The 19950-nt window shown below is 69.4% G+C and carries 13 protein-coding genes and 1 pseudogene; 10 read left to right on the top strand and 4 right to left on the bottom strand.

The features are described 5' to 3' along the window. Window positions 1-35: 35 nt before the first annotated feature. From DTPSY_RS00550 to norR, 3 genes are all read right to left on the bottom strand, one after another. Window positions 36-1424 carry an L-serine ammonia-lyase gene (locus DTPSY_RS00550; protein ID WP_012655218.1) on the bottom strand — a complete coding sequence of 463 codons (1389 nt, stop codon included), beginning with the start codon at window positions 1422-1424 and terminating at the stop codon, window positions 36-38. Window positions 1425-1506: 82 nt separating this feature from the next. Beyond that, window positions 1507-2556: a hypothetical protein gene (locus tag DTPSY_RS00545; protein WP_012655217.1), complete on the bottom strand. Its 1050-nt coding sequence runs from the start codon at window positions 2554-2556 to the stop codon at window positions 1507-1509. A 144-nt stretch (window positions 2557-2700) separates the two neighbouring features. Next, window positions 2701-4311, bottom strand: a complete 1611-nt coding sequence (gene norR, locus DTPSY_RS00540; RefSeq protein ID WP_012655216.1) for a nitric oxide reductase transcriptional regulator NorR — start codon at window positions 4309-4311, stop codon at window positions 2701-2703. Window positions 4312-4584: 273 nt separating this feature from the next. On the opposite strand from norR, the gene DTPSY_RS00535 reads away from it, so the two are divergent. From DTPSY_RS00535 to DTPSY_RS00510, 7 genes and pseudogenes are all read left to right on the top strand, one after another. Continuing rightward, complete coding sequence (locus DTPSY_RS00535; RefSeq protein WP_012655215.1) at window positions 4585-6891, top strand: nitric-oxide reductase large subunit; 2307 nt, start codon at window positions 4585-4587, stop codon at window positions 6889-6891. 74 nt (window positions 6892-6965) lie between these two features. Continuing rightward, window positions 6966-7391, top strand: a complete 426-nt coding sequence (locus DTPSY_RS00530) for a hemerythrin domain-containing protein (RefSeq protein WP_012655214.1) — start codon at window positions 6966-6968, stop codon at window positions 7389-7391. Between the two features lie 277 nt (window positions 7392-7668). Then, window positions 7669-10056, top strand: a pseudogene (locus DTPSY_RS00525) (MASE3 domain-containing protein); the annotation flags it as partial. Then, a complete protein-coding gene (locus tag DTPSY_RS18610) occupies window positions 10004-10999 on the top strand; it encodes a putative bifunctional diguanylate cyclase/phosphodiesterase (protein ID WP_350303891.1) in 996 nt (331 codons plus the stop codon). The pseudogene DTPSY_RS00525 and the gene DTPSY_RS18610, both read left to right, overlap by 53 nt. A gap of 294 nt (window positions 11000-11293) precedes the next feature. Next, complete coding sequence (locus tag DTPSY_RS00520) at window positions 11294-13321, top strand: ribonucleoside triphosphate reductase (protein ID WP_012655213.1); 2028 nt, start codon at window positions 11294-11296, stop codon at window positions 13319-13321. A gap of 90 nt (window positions 13322-13411) precedes the next feature. After that, complete coding sequence (gene nrdD / locus DTPSY_RS00515) at window positions 13412-13603, top strand: anaerobic ribonucleoside-triphosphate reductase (RefSeq protein WP_011803556.1); 192 nt, start codon at window positions 13412-13414, stop codon at window positions 13601-13603. Continuing rightward, entirely contained in the window at window positions 13593-14363 is a 771-nt protein-coding gene (locus tag DTPSY_RS00510) for an anaerobic ribonucleoside-triphosphate reductase activating protein (RefSeq protein ID WP_012655212.1), read from the top strand. The genes nrdD and DTPSY_RS00510 overlap by 11 nt, the downstream gene beginning before the upstream one ends. Here the strand turns inward: DTPSY_RS00510 and recQ are convergent. Next, window positions 14281-16152 (bottom strand): DNA helicase RecQ, encoded by a 1872-nt coding sequence (gene recQ, locus DTPSY_RS00505; RefSeq protein ID WP_012655211.1) that lies wholly within the window; start codon window positions 16150-16152, stop codon window positions 14281-14283. The genes DTPSY_RS00510 and recQ overlap by 83 nt on opposite strands. A gap of 163 nt (window positions 16153-16315) precedes the next feature. Between recQ and DTPSY_RS00500 the strand changes: the two genes are divergently transcribed. The 3 genes from DTPSY_RS00500 to DTPSY_RS00490 all read left to right on the top strand — a co-directional run bounded on the left by DTPSY_RS00500 (window position 16316) and on the right by DTPSY_RS00490 (window position 19868). Next, window positions 16316-17350: a homocysteine S-methyltransferase family protein gene (locus DTPSY_RS00500; protein ID WP_012655210.1), complete on the top strand. Its 1035-nt coding sequence runs from the start codon at window positions 16316-16318 to the stop codon at window positions 17348-17350. A gap of 47 nt (window positions 17351-17397) precedes the next feature. Then, on the top strand, window positions 17398-18060 hold the full coding sequence (locus tag DTPSY_RS00495; protein ID WP_012655209.1) for a hypothetical protein: 663 nt from the start codon (window positions 17398-17400) through the stop codon (window positions 18058-18060). Window positions 18061-18212: 152 nt separating this feature from the next. After that, window positions 18213-19868 (top strand): isovaleryl-CoA dehydrogenase, encoded by a 1656-nt coding sequence (locus DTPSY_RS00490; protein ID WP_012655208.1) that lies wholly within the window; start codon window positions 18213-18215, stop codon window positions 19866-19868. The last annotated feature ends 82 nt before the right edge of the window (window positions 19869-19950 follow it).

The raw sequence follows: 19950 nt of genomic DNA, 5'->3' as shown, positions 1-19950 counted from the left end.
GGTATGGGAAACAGGGCGCTAAGGGTCGTACCGCGTCAGCACTCCACGATGTTCACCGCGAGGCCGCCGCGCGAAGTCTCCTTGTACTTGGTCATCATGTCCGCGCCGGTCTCGCGCATGGTCTTGATGACCTGGTCCAGGCTCACATGGTGCGTTCCGTCGCCATGCAGCGCCATGCGCGCGGCGTTGATGGCCTTCACCGAAGCCAGGGCGTTGCGCTCGATGCACGGGATCTGCACCAGCCCGCCCACCGGGTCGCAGGTCAGGCCCAGGTGGTGCTCCATGCCGATCTCGGCGGCGTTCTCCACCTGCGCGGGCGTGCCGCCCAGCACGGCGCACAGGCCCGCCGCAGCCATGGAGCAGGCCACCCCCACCTCGCCCTGGCAGCCCACCTCGGCGCCCGAGATGGAGGCGTTCTCCTTGTACAAGATGCCGATGGCGCCAGCCGTGAGCAGGAAGTCGACCACGCCAGCCTCGGTAGCGCCGGGAATGAAGCGCCAGTAGTAATGCAGCACTGCCGGCACGATGCCCGCCGCGCCATTGGTGGGGGCCGTGACCACGCGCCCGCCGGCGGCGTTCTCCTCGTTCACGGCCAGGGCGAACAGGTTCACCCAGTCGATCACCTGCAGCGGGTCCTGCTGGGTGTCGGGCGCGTTCTGCAGCGCCTGGTGCAGCGCGGGCGCACGCCGGCGCACCTGGAAGCCGCCGGGCAGCACGCCGCCCACGCTGCAGCCGCGCGCCACGCAGTCCTGCATGGCGCGCCAGATGGCGAGCAGGCCGGCGTCGATCTCGGCGTCGGTGCGCCAGTGGCGTTCGTTCAGGCGCATCACCTGCGCGATCGATCCGCCCTGCGCCGCGGCCTGCGCCAGCAGCTGTTCCCCACTGTGAAAGGGCAGCGGCAGCACCTCGGTGTCGGGCGCGATGGCGGCCTGGCGCTGTGCGTCAGCGGCTGCCTCCTCGCTCACGATGAAGCCGCCGCCCACCGAGTAGTACACCTGTGCGGCCAGCGTGCCGCCCGCCGCATCGAAAGCCTCGAAACGCATGCCGTTGGCGTGCAGTGGCAGCGTGACGTCGGGTACCAGCAGCAGGTCGGCCGCCTCGGCGAATGCCACTTCGGGGCCGTCGGCCAGCGGCAGGCGGCGCCGGCTGCGGATGCGGGCGATGAGCGGCTCGATGGCGTCCACCTCCACGGTGTCCGGCGCATGGCCGGCCAGGCCCAGCAGCACGGCGCGGTCGCTCGCGTGCCCGCGCCCCGTGGCGCCCAGCGAGCCGTAGAGCGTGCTGCGCACGCGCGCCACCTGCGCCAGCACCCCCTCGCGCGCCAGCCGCTGCGCGAACAGCCGCGCAGCGCGCATGGGCCCCACGGTGTGCGAACTGGACGGCCCGATGCCGATCTTGAACAAGTCGAAAACGCTGACGGCCATGGGCAAGACTCCAGAGGGCAAGGGTTACGGTCGTGCGCCATGCTGGCGCGGTCGCGATGGCAAGGGAATCGGGTGTTTCGCCCTAGCCAGGCCCCGTCGGTGCCGCAAGCGGCGCCGGCTGCACGCGCAGCGCCAGGCAGAAGGGCTGCACGCAGGGTGCGCGGCCTTCGTAGGGGCAGCCGGGCGCGCTGCAGGGGGGCTCGGCCGCACGGTCGTGTTCTTGCACACGCGACTGGCCGCTGGCCTGCAGCGCGGCCAGGGCCAGCCAGGGGTCGGTGCGCGCCTGCAGCGGGTCGCGCCCGTACACCACGGCGGCCGCACCGGGTGCCGGCGCCAGGTCCAGCGACAGCCACCCGCTGGTGCGCTGGCCCGCGGCGCCCGGGCCTTGCAGCACCAGCGCGAACAGTCCGGGCGCCAGCGTCTGCGGCGGTCCGGCAAAGCCCACCGACAGGGCCGCTGGCGCGGTGGGCGCAGACGGCAGCGCAGGCATTGCGGCAGCAGGCAGGCGCAGCGTGAGCGTGAAGCCGCGCGCACCGTCGGGCGTGTACACCATGCCTTGCGCCACGCGCGCAATCTGCAAAGCCGGCAGTCCGGTGCCGCCGGCCGCCGGGTCGGTGCCGGCGGGCCACGGCTGGGCCGCCAGCACACGCGGCGCCGCGCCGCCTGCCGGGCCGAGTTGCTGCACCAGCGTATTCAACAGCCGCAGCAGCGGCGCCCCCACACCCTGGGCAGGCCACGGCGCAGGGATGGCCGCGGCGCGCGCAAAAGCGCCCTCGTCCGCCACGGCATCGGCGGAAAGAGCCGCCGGCCCGTGGGATGCGGCCGGTGCCCTGGACGGTGCAACCGCGCCGCCAGCCATCGCCTGCAGGCCCTGGCGTGCCTGATCGGAAAGGCTTACCCGCTCACGGCCTGCCTGCACGGCAGGCATGGGGGGCAGCGCCGGCGGCAGCAGGTTTGGCGAAAACGTCACAGGGGGAGCGTCGGTCGGCGCGGAGCCTGCTGGCGCGGCGCCCGCCGGGGTGGGCGCTGCCGGCGCGGCCAGCAGCCAGTTCTGCCGCTGCAGCGCAGCCTCGGCCAGCACGCGCACGGCGGGTGCCAGCGGCGGACGGGGCGGGTCGATGGAGGAGGCCATGGCGCCCCAGTGTCGCAGAGCGCCAGCCCCGCGCCAACGGTGGCGGCCTCCCGAGGGGAGGCTTTTTGCTACTCAATTAATAGCTTCTACCGCTTTCTGGATAAGCGCTAGAGGCGATTTTGTTTCAAAACCCTGCGCGGAGCCTCATCCCTTGAGGCCCAGCCGCCGCGCGAGCTTGTGCAGGTTGCTGGGGTCCACGTCCAGCGTGCGCGCAGCCTGCGCCCAGTTGCCGCCATGCGCCACCAGAGCGGCATTCAGGACCTGGCGCTGGCAGGCATCCACCGCGTCGCGCAGCGTGCCCGTGGGCGCGGCCAACGACAAGGCGCCGCCTGCCGCGGGTGCCATGGGGGCATCGCTGCGGGGCGTGGCCACGGGTTCGTCCAGCGCGTCCAGGTCCAGCAGGCCGGCCTCCAGGGTGACGATCTCGTTGCGGTCCACGCCGCGGCTCAAGGCCTTGAGCGCGGCGCGGCTGATCACGTGTTCCAACTCGCGCACGTTGCCCGGCCAGCGGTAGCGGCGCAGCGCGGCCTGCGCGTCAGGCGACAGGCGCAGGCTGCGCAGCCCCAGGCGGGCGCGGTTGAGCTCCAAAAAACGCCCGGCCAGCACCAGCACGTCGTTGCCCCGCTCGCGCAGCGGGGGAATGGGCACGGGGTAGACCGAGAGGCGGTGGTACAGGTCGGCGCGGAAGGCCCCGCTGGCCACCTGCTCGCGCAGGTTGCGGTTGGTCGCCGCAATCACGCGCACGTGCACGCTGCGCGGGCGGTCGGCGCCCAGGCGCTGGATCTCGCCGTTTTGCAGCGTGCGCAACAGCTTGGCCTGCACGGACAGGGGCAGCTCCCCCACCTCGTCCAGAAACAGCGTGCCGCCCTCGGCGGCCTCAAAGCGGCCCGCGCGGTCACTCACCGCGCCCGAGAACGCGCCGCGCACGTGGCCGAACAGCTCGCTCTCGGCCAGCGACTCGGGCAACGCCGCGCAGTTCACGTGCACCAGCGGTCGCGCGCGCCGCGGCGACTGGTGGTGCAGCAGCCGCGCGAACAGCTCCTTGCCCACGCCGGTCTCGCCCAGCAGCAGCACGGGCAGCTCGGACGCGGCCACCACGCTCAGCTCATGCAGCAGCCGCTTGAGGGCCGGGCTTTCGCCCACGATCTCCAGCTCGCCGGCGCCGCCGCGCTCGGGCGTCGCCAGCGCCAGGTCGCCTTCGGCCGGGCCGGTGGCGGCCATGCGCAGGGTGCGCAGTTCCTGCTCCAGCCGCGCCACGCGCACCACGGCCTCCACCAGCGGCACCCACTGGCCCAGCCGCTGGCGCGCGGCGGGTCCGAAAGTGCCGGTGGCCAGGGCATCCAGCGTGAGCACGCCCCAGGGCCGCCCCTCCACGTGCAGGGCCACGCCCATGCAGTCGTGCACGGGCAGCGGCTCGCCCACCAGGGTGTCGAGCAGGCCGTCGTAGGGGTCGGGCAACTGGCTGTCGTGCTCGAAGCAGGTCACCTCGCGCCGCGTGAGGATGGCCGCCAGCCGTGGGTGCTGGCCTACGGCAAAACGCCGGCCCAGGGCGTCGCTCACCAGCCCGGTGACGGCCACGGGGCGCAGGCGCTCCTCCTCCAGCCGCAGCAGGGCCACGGCCCCGCAGCCGAACTGCGTGCGCAGCAGGTCCACCAGGCGCTGCAGGCGCACGGCCTGGGGCAGCTCGGCCCCCAGGTCGGCGCACAGCAGCAGGGCGGAGGTGGCGGCCGCAGGCGATGCCTCAACAATGGTCATAAAAACCCTTTAAAGGTGTTTTCTACCCAAATTGACATGGGTCTATTTTACCCACGATGGTGTAAACCCTTGATTTTTCATGGCAGAGCCGCTGGCCCAGGGATTGCGAGAGGGGAGGCATCTGTTACCGCGACTGTTCGACCATGCATCGTTACTCCCCCTCCCCCACGGTGTGCCGGGCCCGGCCCGCGCACCCTTGCGAGGGCGCAAGGAAAGTCCCCCCACCCTTCGCCCCGCTGCACCGCTTGATAAACACAATGACGGAGGCCCAACATGGGTAAGTACGCCAAGTATTGGTACACGCTGATAGGCGTGTTGATTGTCACCTTCAGCCTGCTGGGCTTCTACGGCGCAGAGGTCTACCGCACCGCGCCGCCGATCCCGGGGCAGGTGCTGGTGCAGGGCAGCGACAAGCCGCTCTACACCAAGGACGGCATCCTCGACGGCCAGACCGCTTGGCAGTCGGTGGGCGGCATGCAGCTCGGCTCGATCCTGGGCCACGGTGCCTACCAGGCGCCCGACTGGACGGCCGACTGGCTGCACCGCGAGCTGACAGCCTGGCTCGAACTGGCCGCGCAGAAGGACCATGGCAAGGCGTTTGCCGATCTGGACGTGGGCCAGCAGGCAGTGCTGCGTGACCGGCTCAAGACCGAGTACCGCACCAACACCTACGACAAGGCCAAGGACACGATGGTGATCTCGCCGCTGCGCGCCGAGGCCATCGCCATGACCGCCCAGTACTACGACAAGCTGTTCAGCAACGACCCCTCGTTGCAGAAGACGCGCGAGAGCTACGCCATGAAGGAGAACACCCTGCCCAGCGCCGAGCGCCGCGCGCAGATGGCCGGCTTCTTCTTCTGGACCTCCTGGGCCGCCTCCACCGAGCGTCCCGCCGACAACGGCGGCACCGGCGCCACCTACACCAACAACTGGCCGCACGAGCCCCTGGTCGGCAACCAGCCCACCGGTGAGAACCTGGTCTGGTCGGTGATGAGCGTGGTGGTCATGATGGCCGGCGTGGGCTTCCTCGTGTGGGGCTGGGCCTTCCTGCGCAAGCACGACGAGCAGGACCCCACCCCTCCCCAGCACGACCCGCTTTCCCGCGTGGCCCTGACGCCTTCGCAGCGCGCCCTGGGCAAGTACCTGTTCCTGGTGGTGGCGCTGTTCACCGCACAGGTGCTGCTGGGTGGCTTCACCGCGCACTACACGGTGGAAGGCCAGACGTTCTACGGCGTGGAAATCTCCCAGTACCTGCCCTACTCGCTGGTGCGTACGTGGCACTTGCAGGCCGCACTGTTCTGGATCGCCACCGGCTTCCTCGCCGCAGGCCTGTTCCTTGCGCCCGTGATCAACGGCGGCAAGGATCCCAAGTACCAGAAGCTCGGCGTGGACGTGCTGTTCTGGGCACTGGTCGTGGTCTGCGTGGGCTCGTTCATCGGCAACTACTTCGCCATCGCGCAGATCATGCCGGCCGAGTGGAACTTCTGGCTGGGCCACCAGGGCTATGAGTACGTGGACCTGGGCCGCCTCTGGCAGATCGGCAAGTTCGCCGGCATCGCCTTCTGGCTGGTGCTGATGGCCCGCGCCATCTTCCCCGCCCTGCTGGCCCCCAACGGCCAGGACAAGAACCTGCTGGCACTGCTGACCTCCTCGGTGGTGTGTATCGGCCTGTTCTACGGCACCGGCCTGTTCTACGGCGAGCGCACCCACATCTCGGTGATGGAGTACTGGCGCTGGTGGGTGGTGCACCTGTGGGTGGAAGGCTTCTTTGAAGTGTTCGCCACCACGGCACTGGCCTTCATCTTCTCGACCCTGGGCCTGGTGTCCTACCGCATGGCCACGGCTGCCAGCCTGGCATCTGCCTCGCTGTTCATGCTGGGCGGCGTGCCCGGTACCTTCCACCACCTGTACTTCTCGGGCACCACCACTCCGGTGATGGCCGTGGGTGCCTCCTTCAGCGCGCTGGAAGTGGTGCCGCTGGTGGTGCTGGGCCATGAAGCCTGGGAACACTGGAGCCTGCAGCACAAGGCCACCTGGATGAAGAACCTGAAGTGGCCGCTGATGTGCTTCGTCGCCGTGGCCTTCTGGAACATGCTGGGCGCCGGTGTGTTCGGCTTCATGATCAACCCGCCGATCTCGCTGTACTACATCCAGGGTCTGAACACCACGCCGGTGCACGCCCACGCCGCACTGTTCGGGGTGTATGGCTTCCTGGCCCTGGGCTTCACGCTGCTGGTGCTGCGCTACGTGCGTCCCCAGATGGTGTTCAACGAGCGGCTGATGAAGACCGGCTTCTGGTGGCTCAACGCCGGCCTGGTGCTGATGATCGCGACCAGCCTGCTGCCGATCGGCCTGTTCCAGTTCCACGCCAGCGTGGCCCACGGCACGTGGTATGCCCGCAGTGAGGAATTCCTGCAACAGCCGTTCCTGGAGACCCTGCGCTGGGTGCGTACCTTCGGTGACCTGGTGTTCATCACCGGCGCCCTGTGCGTGACCTGGCAGGTGGTGAGCGGCGTGCTGTTCGCCCCCCGCGCCCCGGCCGCCCCGAGCACCGGAGCCCTGGCAGGCGCCAACCGCTGACGCACCGCGGATGCCGGGTGCGCCGCCCCGCGCGGCGCGCCCGGTCCCGCCCTCGGACCTTTTGAAGAACCGCCATGAACATCGACCGCTTCAAGCACGAGCACCGGGACATCCTGGGCCAGATCGCCACCCTGCGCCAGCTGGCACACAGCGGCGGGGAGCACAACGCGACGGCGATTGCACAGGGCATCGTGGCCATGAGTTCCACCATCAAGCTGCACCTGGCCGTCGAGGACCGCCTGCTGTACCCCGCGCTGCGCCAAGGCGCCGACGCGGAACTGGCACGCCTGGGCGAACAGTTCCAGCGCGAGATGGGGGCGATTGCCGCGGCGTACATGGACTTCGCACGGCGCTGGAACACGCCGGAGCGCGTGCGCACCGACGCCGAGGGTTTCCGTGCAGATGCCAACACCGTACTGCGCCATGTGTACGAACGCATGCAGCGCGAAAACCGCGACTTCTACCCGCGCATCGAGGCCGAGGAGGCCCTGGCGCATTAAGGTTCGCTCTATTTTTCATAGCTGCAAGCGCTTACCTGTAGAGCGCTGCAGCTCGAAAACGTTTCCATCGGCAAGGCCTTAGGGGCACCTTGCTTTTCAGCCGGCCTTGTGCCGGCTTTTTTTTTGCGCCGCGCGGGCCCCTCCGCGGCTGCCGGCGGGCTTGTCGTTTTTGTGGGGCGATCGCCCGCACAATCACTGCCGTGATGTAACGTCTGCCTACATTTGCACGGGTACCGCGTCCACGCGCCCCTGGCATCGACCCACCACCACGCCGCACATGATGCACCCCGCCCACCGCCAGGAGTTCCGCCAGTCCCTCATCTGGTTCGCCGTGCTGCTGGTCAGCCTGTGGCTGTTGACGACCCTGCCAGCGCCGGATGCCGCGCGCGGCATGGCGGGCTACTTGCCGCTGCACACCGCGATGGAGGTCGTGTCCATCGGCGTGGCGGCAATGGTGTTCAGCATCAGTTGGGCCACGCAAAAGTACCGGCCCAATGGGCGGGTGCTGGTCCTCGGCCTGGGGCTGCTGGGCGTGGCGGTGCTGGACCTGACCCACAGCCTGTCCTACGCCGGCATGCCGGACTTCGTGACCCCCAGCGCCCCGGAAAAGGCCATCAACTTTTGGCTGGCCGCGCGCGCGCTGGCGGCGCTGGCCCTGCTGTGGGCCGCGTTATGGCCCCACCGCTGGAATGAATGGCTGGGCCGCCGCTCGCGCTACGCGGGGCTGTTGTGGGTGGCGCTGCTGGTGGGCGCGGTGCACTACGTGCTGCTGGGGCATCCGCAGTGGCTGCCCCGCACCTTCACGCCCGAGGCAGGGCTCACGCCCTTCAAGGTCCGTTTTGAATACGCGCTGGCAACCGCGTACGTGCTGGCGGGCGTGGGCTTTCTCACGCAACTGCGCCATGCGCGCGAGTTCGGTCTGTCGCACCTGGCGCTGGCATCGTTCACCATGGCCATGAGCGAGATCTTCTTCACGCTCTACGCCAACGTGACCGATGTGTACAACGTCGCCGGCCACTTCTACAAGATCCTGGCCTATGGCTTCCTGTACCGCGGCCTGTTCGTGGAAACGGTGCAGATCCCGTACCTGGACCTGCGCGCCGCCGAGGCCCGGCAGCGGGCCACGCTGAACACGCTGCCCGACCTGCTGTTCGAGGTGGACCGCAAGGGGGTGTACCTCGCGGTGCACGCCAACGAGACCGGCAAGCTCATGACCCCGCTTCCCCAGCTGCTGGGGAAAACGCTGGACGAGGTGCTGCCGCCGCCGGCGGCCGCGCAGTGTTTCGAGGCACTGGCGGAGGCTGAACGCACGGGCATGAGCCGCGGCCAGCGCATCACGTTGCCGCTGCCCCTGGGCGAGCGGCATTTCGAGCTGTCCGTCTCCCGCAAATCCGCGGTCGCGGGCCAGCCAGACACCTTCCTGATGCTGTCGCGCGACATCACGCCCACCGTGGAGAACGAGGAGCGCATTCGCTCCGAGGCCGGCCTGAACGCCGTCCTGCTGGACCTGCAGCAGCACGACATCCACCAGCCCGAGGCAGACCTGCTGCGCCGCGGCCTGGCGCATGCCCAGACCCTGACCGGCAGCGCGCTGGCCGTGCTGTACTTCGTGCACGACGACGCTCGCGGCACCTCGCTGGCCGCCTGCTCGCACGAGAACGCCCCGCCCGACATGCCACCATGGGAAACCGCCCTGCGCGAACGCCGCGCCGTGGTGACGAACGCGCCGCACGATGCGGCGGCTGGGCGCGCACCGGGCGGCGCGACGGCCCGCTGGGCTTGCGTGCCCGTAGTGGAAGGCGGCAGGCCGCGCCTGCTGCTGGGCGTGGCCGGCAAGGCGCAGGACTATCACCCACGCGACGCACAGGCGCTGCAGACCGTGGCCGACGCCCTCTGGAAGCACACGGCCCAGCGCCGCCAGGAGGCCGTCATCCACCGCCTGTCGGAGGCGCTGGACCAGAGCCCCAGTCCGGTGGTCATCACCGACATCGACGCCAGCATCGTCTACGTCAACAAGGCCTTCAGCGAAGTCAGCGGCTACGGCGCACAAGAGGTGCTGGGCCGCAACCCGCGCGTGCTGCAGTCGGGACTGACACCCCGGACCACCTATGCCGATATGTGGACCAAGCTGCCGCGCGGCCTGCCCTGGCAGGGGGAACTCATCAACCGCCGCAAGAACGGACAGGTCTACACGGAAAACGCCTCGCTTTACCCCGTTCGCGACGTGTTCGGCGAAGTGACGCATTACGTCGCGCACATGGAGGACATCACGCAGCGGCGCGAGGCGGAGGAGCGCATCCGCGCCCTCTCCAACTACGACACGCTGACCGGCCTGCTCAACAAGAAAGCCTTCGACGAACAGTTGACGCAAGCCATCGACCGCGCCGACGCAAGCCACGAACGGGTGTCGGTGCTGTGGTTCGACCTGGACAACTTCAAGCTGGTGAACGAAACCCTGGGCCACGCGGCCGGTGACGAACTGCTGTTGGAGATGGGCAACCGGCTGCGCGCCTGCCTGGCGCCGCACATTCCCGTGGCGCGCTATTCGGGCGACGCGTTCACGGCCATCGTGCCCCTGGCGGACCAGGCGGCGGTGGCGCTGCTGGCGCAGGATGCGCTGGCGCAGCTGCAGACCACACTGCAGATCCACGGCCATGCCGTGTCGGTCAGCGCGTCGACCGGCATCGCCGTCTACCCCGACGACGCGCGGACCGCCCAGCACCTTGGCGTCCGCCGCGGAAGTGGCGATGTACCGCGTCAAGCAGGACGGGCGCAACGGGCTGCGCTTCTTCGCACCCGAGATGCAGGCGCACACGCAGCGTTCGCTGGAGCTGGCCGCCGGCCTCAAGGACGCGGCGCACCGCGGCGAGCTGTTCCTGGTGTTCCAGCCCCAGCGCAAGCTGGGCAGCGGCGCACTGGCGGGCGCCGAGGCGCTGCTGCGCTGGCGGCATCCGCGCTGGGGGCTGGTGTCTCCGGCCGAGTTCATCCCGATCGCCGAGCAAAGCGGCTCCATCGTGGCCATCGATTTCTGGGTGGTGGAGCAGGTGGCGCAGCAGTTGCGCGCCTGGGATGCCGCGGGCCTGCCGCCGCTGGTGGTGGCGGTGAACGTATCGGCTGCGCAGTTCGCGCGGCCGCACTTCGTCGAGGAGCTGGTGCGCATCCTGCAGCGCATGGACGTTTCACCCCAGCGCATCGAGGTGGAGCTGACCGAGGCCGTCGCGCTGAAAAACCCGGAACAGGCCGAGACCACCATCCGCCGCCTGCATGAGGTGGGCTTTCGCGTGGCGCTGGACGACTTCGGCACAGGCTATTCCTCCATGAGCTACCTCAAGCGCTACGCCATCGACAAACTCAAGATCGACCAGTCCTTCGTGCGCGAACTCGCCCACCAGGCCAGCGACCAGGCCATCGTGACGGCCATCATCAAGATGGCCCACAGCCTGCGCATGGCCACCATTGCCGAAGGCGTGGAGACGGCCGAGCAGGCCGCGTTGCTGCAGGCCTGCGGCTGCGACGAAATGCAAGGCTACTGGTACAGCCGGCCGCTGGAGCCCGCCGCGTTCGAGGCCGTTGTGCGCAATGCGCAGGCCGGCGTCGAGTTGGCCTGACACGCGTCGCGCCGCACGCAACCCGGTTGCTACTTTTTTTATAGCTACCAGCGCTCACCCTTCAAGCGCCAGAAGGCCAAACGGCGTCAAACCCTCCACGGCGCCCCGATCCCCCGCCCAGCCTCTCGGGCGCGGGCCTGCTGCGGCCCCACCCCGTGGCACGCGGGCCACAAGCCGCGCACCGCCCCCCCCTCTGCACAGGCCCTTTTCTGCCCTGCGGTTTGTGCCTGATCAAACTACCTATAGTGTTTGATAGGTATGGTGAACACTATATGTAGTGTTTTAAGGGTTGCCATGACACCACCATCTCCGATCGTCGCCAGCCTGCCGCGCGACGTCATCCAACGCAACGGCGAGCGCACGCCTTTCGATGCTGTGCGCATCCAGTCGGCCATCGCCCGGGCCGGCCAGGCCACGGGCGAGTTCGGCGAGGACGAGGCCCGTCTGCTCACGGCGCAGGCCACCAAGGTGCTGATCCACCGCTTCCATGGCGAGGCGCCGGCCATCGAGCAGATCCAGGACGTGGTGGAGCAGACGCTGATCGCCGCCAACCATCTGCAGACCGCGCGCGCCTACATGGCCTACCGCCAGCGCCACGCCACCCTGCGCGCCGACCGGCAGACGCTGGTGCATGTGGAAAGCTCCATCAACGAGTACCTCACGCGCGCCGATTGGCGTGTGAACGCCAACGCCAACCAGGGCTACTCGCTGGGCGGGCTGATCCTGAACGTGGCAGGCAAGGTGACGGCGAACTACTGGCTCTCGCACGTCTACGCACCCGAGATCGGCGAGGCGCACCGCAATGGCGACATCCACATCCACGACCTCGACATGCTCAGCGGCTACTGCGCGGGCTGGTCGCTGCGTACGCTGCTGCACGAGGGGCTCAACGGCGTGCCGGGCAAGGTGGAGGCGGGGCCCCCGAAGCACATGAGCTCCGCCGTGGGGCAGATCGTGAACTTCCTCGGCACGCTGCAGAACGAGTGGGCGGGTGCGCAGGCGTTCTCGTCGTTCGACACCTACATGGCGCCCTTCGTGCGCAAGGACGGCATGGACTACGCCGCCGTGCGCCAGTGCATCCAGGAGCTGGTCTACAACCTCAACGTGCCCTCGCGCTGGGGCACACAGACGCCGTTCACCAACCTCACCTTCGACTGGACCTGCCCCGAGGATCTGCGCGAGCAGGTGCCGGTGATCGGCGGCGTGGAGATGCCGTTTTGCTACGGCGAGCTGCAGGCCGAGATGGACGTCATCAACCGCGCCTACATCGACGTGATGACCACGGGCGATGCCAAGGGCCGCGTGTTCACCTTCCCGATTCCCACGTACAACATCACGCCCGACTTCCCGTGGGAGAGCGAGAACGCCGTCGCCCTGTTCGACATGACGGCCAAGTACGGCCTGCCGTACTTCCAGAACTTCATCAATTCCGAGCTGTCGCCCAACATGGTGCGCTCCATGTGCTGCCGCCTGCAGCTCGACCTGCGCGAGCTCTTGAAGCGCGGCAATGGCCTGTTCGGCAGCGCCGAGCAGACCGGCAGCCTGGGCGTGGTCACCGTCAACTGCGCGCGGCTGGGCTACCTGCACGCGGGCGATGAGGCGAGCCTGTTCGCCGCCCTGGATCGCCTGCTGGAGCTGGGCAAGCAGAGCCTGGAAGTCAAGCGCAAGCTCATCCAGCGCCTCATGGACCAGGGCCTGTTCCCGTACACCAAGCGCTACCTGGGCACGCTGCGCAACCACTTCAGCACGCTGGGCGTGAACGGCATCAACGAGATGGTGCGCAACTTCACGCACGACGCGCACGACATCACCAGCGACTGGGGCCACCAGTTCGCGCTGCGCCTGCTGGACCATGTGCGCGCGCGCATGACGGCTTTCCAGGAAGAAACCGGCCACCTCTACAACCTGGAAGCCACGCCCGCTGAGGGCACGACCTACCGCTTCGCCAAGGAAGACAAGAAGCGCTGGCCCGCCATCCTGCAGGCCGGTACGGCCGAGCAGCCCTACTACACCAACAGCTCGCAGTTGCCCGTGGGCTTCACCGACGACCCGTTCGAGGCGCTGCAGCGGCAAGAGGCGCTGCAGGGCAAGTACACCGGCGGCACGGTGCTGCACCTGTACATGGGCGAGCGCATCTCCAGCGGCGCGGCCTGCCGCGAGCTGGTGAAACGGGCGCTCACCCACTTCCGCCTGCCCTACATCACCGTCACGCCCACCTTCTCCATCTGCCCCACGCACGGCTACTTGGCGGGCGAACACCCGTTCTGCCCGCGCTGCGACGAGGAGCGCCTGGCCGCCAAGCGCGCGCGGCTGGCGGCGTGACTTGAATGAAATTAGCCTCTAGCGCTTATGCAGCAATCGCCAACAGCTATTGTTTTTGAAGTTCTTCCACCACCAACCCAGGAGTTTGTCATGACCCACTTTTCCGCCACCGAGAACACCGCCCTGGCCACCGCCGTGCAGTTGACCGATGCCGAGCGCCAGCCCTGCGAGGTCTGGACGCGCGTCATGGGCTACCACCGCCCCGTAGCCAGCTTCAACACCGGCAAGCAGGGCGAACACAACGAACGCCAGTTCTTCGCCGAGCCGGGCCGTGCCTGCTAGGACCAGCCACACCGCCGCCCAGGCGCTGCGCATCGGCGGCATCACGCCGCTGACCACCATCGACTTTCCCGGCAGGCTGGCCGCCGTGGTGTTCTGCCAGGGCTGCCCCTGGCGCTGCGGCTATTGCCACAACGCCGGGCTGCTGGACGCGGCCGCGCCCGCGCCGCACCGCTGGAGCGAAGTGGAGCAACTGCTGCACACGCGCCGCGGCCTGCTGGACGGCGTGGTGTTCTCGGGCGGCGAGCCCACGCTGCAGGCCGCCCTGCCCGACGCCCTCGCGCGCGTACGCGCCCTGGGCTTTGCCACCGGCCTGCACACGGCCGGCATGTACCCCGAGCGGCTGCAGGCCCTGCTGCCGCTGCTGGACTGGGTGGGCCTGGACATCAAGGGGCCCTTGGCGCACTACGACGCCATCACCCGCACGCCGGGCAGTGGCGACCGCGCTTGGGAGTCGCTGCGCTGCGTGCAGGCCAGCGGTGTGAATTACGAGTGCCGCACCACCTGGCACGCGGGACTGTTCGACACGGCGGCCCTGCGGGCGCTGGCCGAAGACCTGGCCGCACAAGGCGTGCGCCAATGGGTGCTGCAGGAATGCAGCACGCCCGCCAGCGTGCCCTGGTGCCGTACGGCGCCGCCCCACGCAGTGGCCGCTGCCCACCAGCCTGCGGTGCGCCTGATCAGCCGGCCGCGGCCCCGGCGCCGCACACCCGCAGCACTTCGGCGCCGTACGCCTCCAGCTTTTTCGCACCCATGCCGCTGATGCCCTGCAGATCCTCCAGCGTGGCCGGGTTGCGCTCGGCAATAGCGGCCAGCGTGGCGTCGTGGAAGATCACGTAGGCCGGCAGGTTGTGCTCGCGCGCCACCTCGGCGCGCCAGGCCTTGAGGTTGATGAAGCGCACCTGGGCGTCCTGTCCCAGGTTGGCCGCTGCCACCGGCGGGGCGCTGGCGCGGCGCGGCTTCTTGGGGCCGGCCGCGGCCGTGGCCTCGCGCAGCAGCACGCTCTGCTCGCCGCGCAGCACGGGGCGCGATCCCTCGGTCAGCGCCAGCGTGTCAAAGCTGTGGCCGCCCTCGGTCGTGACCTTGTGCAGCCCCACGGCGCCGGCGGCCAGCAACTGGCGCAGCACGCCGCGCAGCTGCGCCTCGGAATACTGTGCGCCCAGGCCGAAGGTGGAGAGTTTTTCATGGCCGAACTGCTGGACCTTGTCCGTGGCCTTGCCGCGCAGGATGTCCATGATGTGGCCCGTGCCGAAGGTCAGGCCGCTGGCCTCGTGCACGCGATAGATGGTGGACAGGAGCTTGCGCGCGGCATCCGTGCCGTCCCACACGGCCGGCGGATTCAGGCAGTTGTCGCAATTGCCGCAGGGTTCGGACGCCTCGCCGAAGTAGCCCAGCAGCCGCACGCGCCGGCAGTCCGTGGCCTCGGCCAGGGCCAGCAGCGCATCGAGCTTGCCGCGCATCACGGCCTTGAACTCCTCGCCCGCGGGGCTCTCGTCGATCATGCGGCGCTGGTTCACCACGTCCTGCAGGCCGTAGGCCATCCACGCGTCGGCGGGCAGACCGTCGCGGCCCGCGCGGCCCGTCTCCTGGTAGTAGCCCTCAATGTTCTTGGGCATGTCCACATGGGCCACAAAGCGCACGTCGGGCTTGTCGATGCCCATGCCGAAGGCGATGGTGGCCACCATCACGATGCCGTCCTCGCGCAGGAAGCGGTCCTGGTTCTGCTGGCGCACCTCGGCGGGCAGGCCCGCGTGGTAGGGCAGCGCCGTCAGGCCCGCATCGCACAGCGCCTGGGCCAGTTCCTCCACGCGCTTGCGGGACTGGCAATAGACCACGCCGGCCTCGCCCAGGTGCTCGCGGTCGATGAAGCGCATGAGCTGCGTGAGCGGCTCCTTCTTTTCCTCGATGCGGTAGCGGATGTTGGGCCGGTCGAAGCTGCTGACGAACTGCCGCGCCTGCTGCAGCCGCAGGCCCTGCACGATGTCCTCGCGCGTGAGCGCGTCCGCCGTGGCCGTGAGGGCAATGCGCGGCACGCCCGCATAGCGCTCGTGCAGCACCGCGAGCTGGCGGTATTCGGGGCGGAAGTCGTGGCCCCACTGGCTCACGCAGTGCGCCTCGTCGATGGCGAACAGCCCGAGCTGCCCGCGCGCATGCAGACCGTCCAGCAGCGTGAGAAAGCGGTCGGTGGTCACGCGCTCGGGCGCGGCGTACAGCAGCGTGATCTCGCCGCGCGCCAGGCGCCTCTCCACGTCCTGCGTCTGCTGCCAGTCCAGCGTGGAGTTGAGGAAGGCCGCCTCCACCCCCGCCTCGTGCAGCGCGCCCACCTGGTCGTGCATCAGCGCGATCAGCGGCGAAACCACCACCGTCACGCCCAGCCCCGCATCGCGCCGCACGATGGCCGGCACCTGGTAGCACAGGCTCTTGCCGCCGCCCGTGGGCATCAGCACCAGCGCGTCGCCGCCGGCGATCACATGGTCGATGATGGCCTGCTGCGGGCCACGGAACTGCTCGTAGCCAAAGACGTCGTGCAGGACGAAATGCGCGGGGGACAAATCGGTAGACTCTCTTTTTAATAGCTGTTAGCGCTTGCTGGATAAGCGCTAGAGGCACTTTTGGCCTGTGAAACGCAGTCCTGCAGACCGACCGGCCATGGCGCAAAGCCCGTTATTGTGCGCCCGCCACCGCGGGCGGCGCCGGCTTCCTACAATCGGCCCCATGACCCTGCCCCACTACACCCGCGCGCAAGCGCTGCCCGCCATCCTGGAACAACGCATCGCCATCCTCGACGGCGCCATGGGCACGATGATCCAGCGCTTCAAGCTGACCGAGGCGCAGTACCGGGGCGAGCGCTTCAAGGACTTTGCGCGCGACGTGAAGGGCAACAACGAGCTGCTGAGCCTCACGCGCCCCGACGTGATCCGCGACATCCATGAAGGGTATCTCGCGGCCGGCGCCGATCTGATCGAGACCAACACCTTCGGCGCGACCTCGATCGCGCAGGACGACTATGGGCTAGCCGAGCTGGCCTACGAGATGAACCTGGAGAGCGCCAAGCTCGCGCGCGCGGCCTGCGACAAATTCAGCACGCCCGACAAGCCGCGCTTCGTCGCCGGCGCCCTCGGCCCCACGCCCAAGACGGCCAGCATCAGCCCCGACGTGAACGACCCCGGCGCGCGCAACATCACCTTCGAGCAACTGCGCGCGGCCTACCACGAGCAGGCGCGCGGCCTGATCGAGGGCGGCGCCGACGTGCTGCTGGTCGAGACCATCTTCGACACGCTGAACGCCAAGGCCGCGCTGTTCGCCATCGACGAGGTGTTCGAGGAAACCGGCGAGTGCCTGCCCATCATGATCAGCGGCACGGTGACGGATGCGTCCGGCCGCATCCTCTCGGGCCAGACGGTGACGGCTTTCTGGCACAGCGTGCGCCACGCGCGGCCGCTGTCCATCGGCCTGAACTGCGCGCTGGGCGCGGCGCTGATGCGCCCCTACATCCAGGAGCTCAACCGCGCCGCGCCCGACACCTTCATCAGTTGCTACCCCAACGCCGGCCTGCCCAACCCGATGAGCGACACGGGTTTCGACGAGACGCCCGAGGTCACCAGCCGCCTGGTGCACGAATTCGCCGCCGAGGGCCTGGTCAACATCGTGGGCGGCTGCTGCGGCACCACGCCGGACCACATCGGCGCCATTGCGCGCGCCGTGGCGCCGGTGGGTACGCGCCGGCTGTTCCAGACCGAAGCCGCCTAGAGCGCACGCCGCATGCGCCCAGCCACCGACTGAGAGGACCCGGCGACATGCAACCTAGCCCCCGCACTTCTTTCCCGGCAACTCCCCGCCGGGCCACCGCCACGCTGGCCCTGTGCGTGGCCGCGTGCCTTGCCGTCACCGGCTGCGCCACGCCACCCCCGCCCCCGGTGGCGCCCGACCCCGCCCTCGATGCGCGCGCCCGTTACGACGCCGACCTGCAGGACTGCCGCGACCGCGCGCAGCAGGTGGGCGTGCTCAGCGAGACGCTGGACGCCGTGGTCCAGGGCGCGCTGGTGGCGGCGTTTCTCGCCTGGGGACTCGGGCGCAGCGACACCGGCGTGCGCGACTGGGCTCTCACGGGCGGCGCACTCGCGGGCGGCTCGCAGGGACTGCAGGCGCTGGAGCGGCGGCGCCAGCTGGTCGCGCACTGCATGGCCGTGCGGGGCCACCGCATCAGCCCGCTGGCAGTGGCCGGGCCGCAGCCGGGCGCCGCGCCGTCCGTGCCCGTGGCACCGGCGGCGCCGCCGCGCCCCTCGGGCGCCGATGCCTACAGCGCCGAGCGCCTGGCACGCGAGCAAGCCTGCCATGCCCAGCCCGTGGCCGCGCTCGCCGCCAAGGGGCCGGGCTTTGAGACCTACAGCGTGCCGTGCAGCAACGGCGACGCGCTGGCGATCCGCTGCGAGTTCGGCAACTGCCGCGTGCTGCGCTGAGAACACTCCTGTTTTCATAGCTGTTCGCGCTTGCCAGTTGGGCGCTATGGGCCTATTTGGCTTTGAACGTCGCCCTCCTCCGCGCTCACCCTCTTACCCGGGCGGCGCAAGGCTCCTAGACTGGACCCACGACAACACGGAGGCCACGCACCATGGACTGGACCACCCACCAGGTCTTCAACCAATACCCCGAGCTGAACGACTACCACCCGCTGGCCACCGACGCAGCGCTGTGCGAGGCGGTGGAGCGTGCAGGCGCCGACTGGGCGCGCCCGGCGCTGGACACCTACGCCGCACGGCTGGGCATGGCCGAGACCTACGCCCTGGCCGAGCAGGCCAACCGCCACACGCCGCAGTTGCAGCGCTTTGACACGCGCGGGCGGCGCATCGACGCGCTGGAGTTCCACCCCGCGTGGCACCAGCTCATGGCGCTGTACCGCGGCGAGGGGCTGATCTCCCGGCCCTTCCAGGACGAGCGACCGGGCCGCTGGGCCGCATGGGCGGCGGGCTTTTACCTGCACGGCCAGGTGGAGCAGGGCACGCTGTGCCCCGCCACGATGACGCAGGCCGCCATCCCGCTGCTGCGCAAAGAGCCCGCGCTGTGGCAATCGCTGCAGTCCCGGCTCTACAGCACCGTTTACGACCCGCGCGACCTGCCCGTGGCGGACAAGGCCAGCATCTGGCTGGGCATGGGCATGACCGAGAAGCAGGGCGGATCGGACGTGCGCGCCAACACCACCGTGGCTGCACCCATCGGCACGGGCGGGCGCGGCGGCGAATACCGGCTGCGCGGACACAAGTGGTTCTTCTCGGCGCCGCAGTGCGATGCGCACCTGGTGGTGGCGCGCACCGGCGAGGGCGGCCCGTTCGCCTGCTTCTACGTGCCGCGCTGGCGCCCGGACGGCAGCCGCAACGCCGTGCGCGTGCAGCGCCTGAAGGACAAGGTGGGCAACCGCAGCAACGCCAGCAGCGAGGTGGAGTTCGAGGATGCCTGGGGCCTGCTCATGGGCGAGGAAGGCCGTGGCATCCCCACCATCATCGAGATGGCCAGCTACACGCGCCTGAACTGCGTGGTGGGCAGCGCCGCCATCCTGCGCCAGGCCACCGTGCAGGCCATCCATTACGCGCACCGGCGCCACGCCTTCGGCAAGGCCCTGGCCGAGCAGCCGTTGATGCGCGCGGTGCTGGCCGACCTGGCGCTGGAGAGCGAGGCCGCGCTGCACCTGGCCATGCGCCTGGCCCAGGCGTACGAGGACGACGACGCGCCCGCCCAGCGTGCCTGGAAGCGCGTGATGACGCCGGCCGCCAAGTTCTGGGTCTGCAAGCGCGCGGTGGAGCTGACCGGCGAGGCCATGGAGGTGCTGGGCGGTAATGGCTACGTGGAGGACGGCGTGATGGCGCGCCTGTTCCGCGAGGCGCCCGTCAACTCCATCTGGGAAGGCTCGGGCAACGTGATGTGCCTGGACGTGCTGCGCGCCCTGCAGCGCGAGCCCGAAGCAGCACACGCTTTGCTGACCGAGCTGCACGCCGCGGCGCAGGGCGAGCCGCGCATTGCCGCCGCCGCACGCGAGCTGCAGGCCCTGTTGGCCACACCGGCTGAGCAGTTGGAAGGCCTGGGCCGCGTGCTGACCCAGCGCCTGGTGCTGCTGGCCCAGGCCTGCCTGCTGCGCCAGCAGGCCCCCGCGGCCGTGGCCGATGCGTTCATCGCCACGCGGCTGGCGGACAGCGGGGCCGGCCGCGTGGCGGGCGCCATCGACACACGCGGTCTGGATGTGGCGGCGGTTCTGGCGCGCGCATTTCCGGGATAGTGGACGGGTCTTCAGAGCAAAAACGGCTTCTAGCACTCGTCCACCAAGCGCGACCAGCTATTTTTACAATAGCAAAACTGCT

It is taken from the genome of [Acidovorax] ebreus TPSY, from assembly GCF_000022305.1.
In the GTDB taxonomy this organism is placed as follows: Bacteria; Pseudomonadota; Gammaproteobacteria; order Burkholderiales; family Burkholderiaceae_C; genus Diaphorobacter; species Diaphorobacter nitroreducens.
This window is presented reverse-complemented; position numbering and strand designations above follow the sequence as displayed.

Bases quoted from the DNA above. Each gene is read 5' to 3' on its own strand.
- DTPSY_RS00550 (WP_012655218.1), bottom strand. From the start codon at position 1,424: ATGGCCGTCAGCGTTTTCGACTTGTTCAAGATCGGCATCGGGCCGTCC.
- DTPSY_RS00545 (WP_012655217.1), bottom strand. From the start codon at position 2,556: ATGGCCTCCTCCATCGACCCGCCCCGTCCGCCGCTGGCACCCGCCGTG.
- norR (WP_012655216.1), bottom strand. From the start codon at position 4,311: ATGACCATTGTTGAGGCATCGCCTGCGGCCGCCACCTCCGCCCTGCTG.
- DTPSY_RS00535 (WP_012655215.1), top strand. From the start codon at position 4,585: ATGGGTAAGTACGCCAAGTATTGGTACACGCTGATAGGCGTGTTGATT.
- DTPSY_RS00530 (WP_012655214.1), top strand. From the start codon at position 6,966: ATGAACATCGACCGCTTCAAGCACGAGCACCGGGACATCCTGGGCCAG.
- DTPSY_RS18610 (WP_350303891.1), top strand. From the start codon at position 10,004: ATGCGCTGGCGCAGCTGCAGACCACACTGCAGATCCACGGCCATGCCG.
- DTPSY_RS00520 (WP_012655213.1), top strand. From the start codon at position 11,294: ATGACACCACCATCTCCGATCGTCGCCAGCCTGCCGCGCGACGTCATC.
- nrdD (WP_011803556.1), top strand. From the start codon at position 13,412: ATGACCCACTTTTCCGCCACCGAGAACACCGCCCTGGCCACCGCCGTG.
- DTPSY_RS00500 (WP_012655210.1), top strand. From the start codon at position 16,316: ATGACCCTGCCCCACTACACCCGCGCGCAAGCGCTGCCCGCCATCCTG.
- DTPSY_RS00495 (WP_012655209.1), top strand. From the start codon at position 17,398: ATGCAACCTAGCCCCCGCACTTCTTTCCCGGCAACTCCCCGCCGGGCC.
- DTPSY_RS00490 (WP_012655208.1), top strand. From the start codon at position 18,213: ATGGACTGGACCACCCACCAGGTCTTCAACCAATACCCCGAGCTGAAC.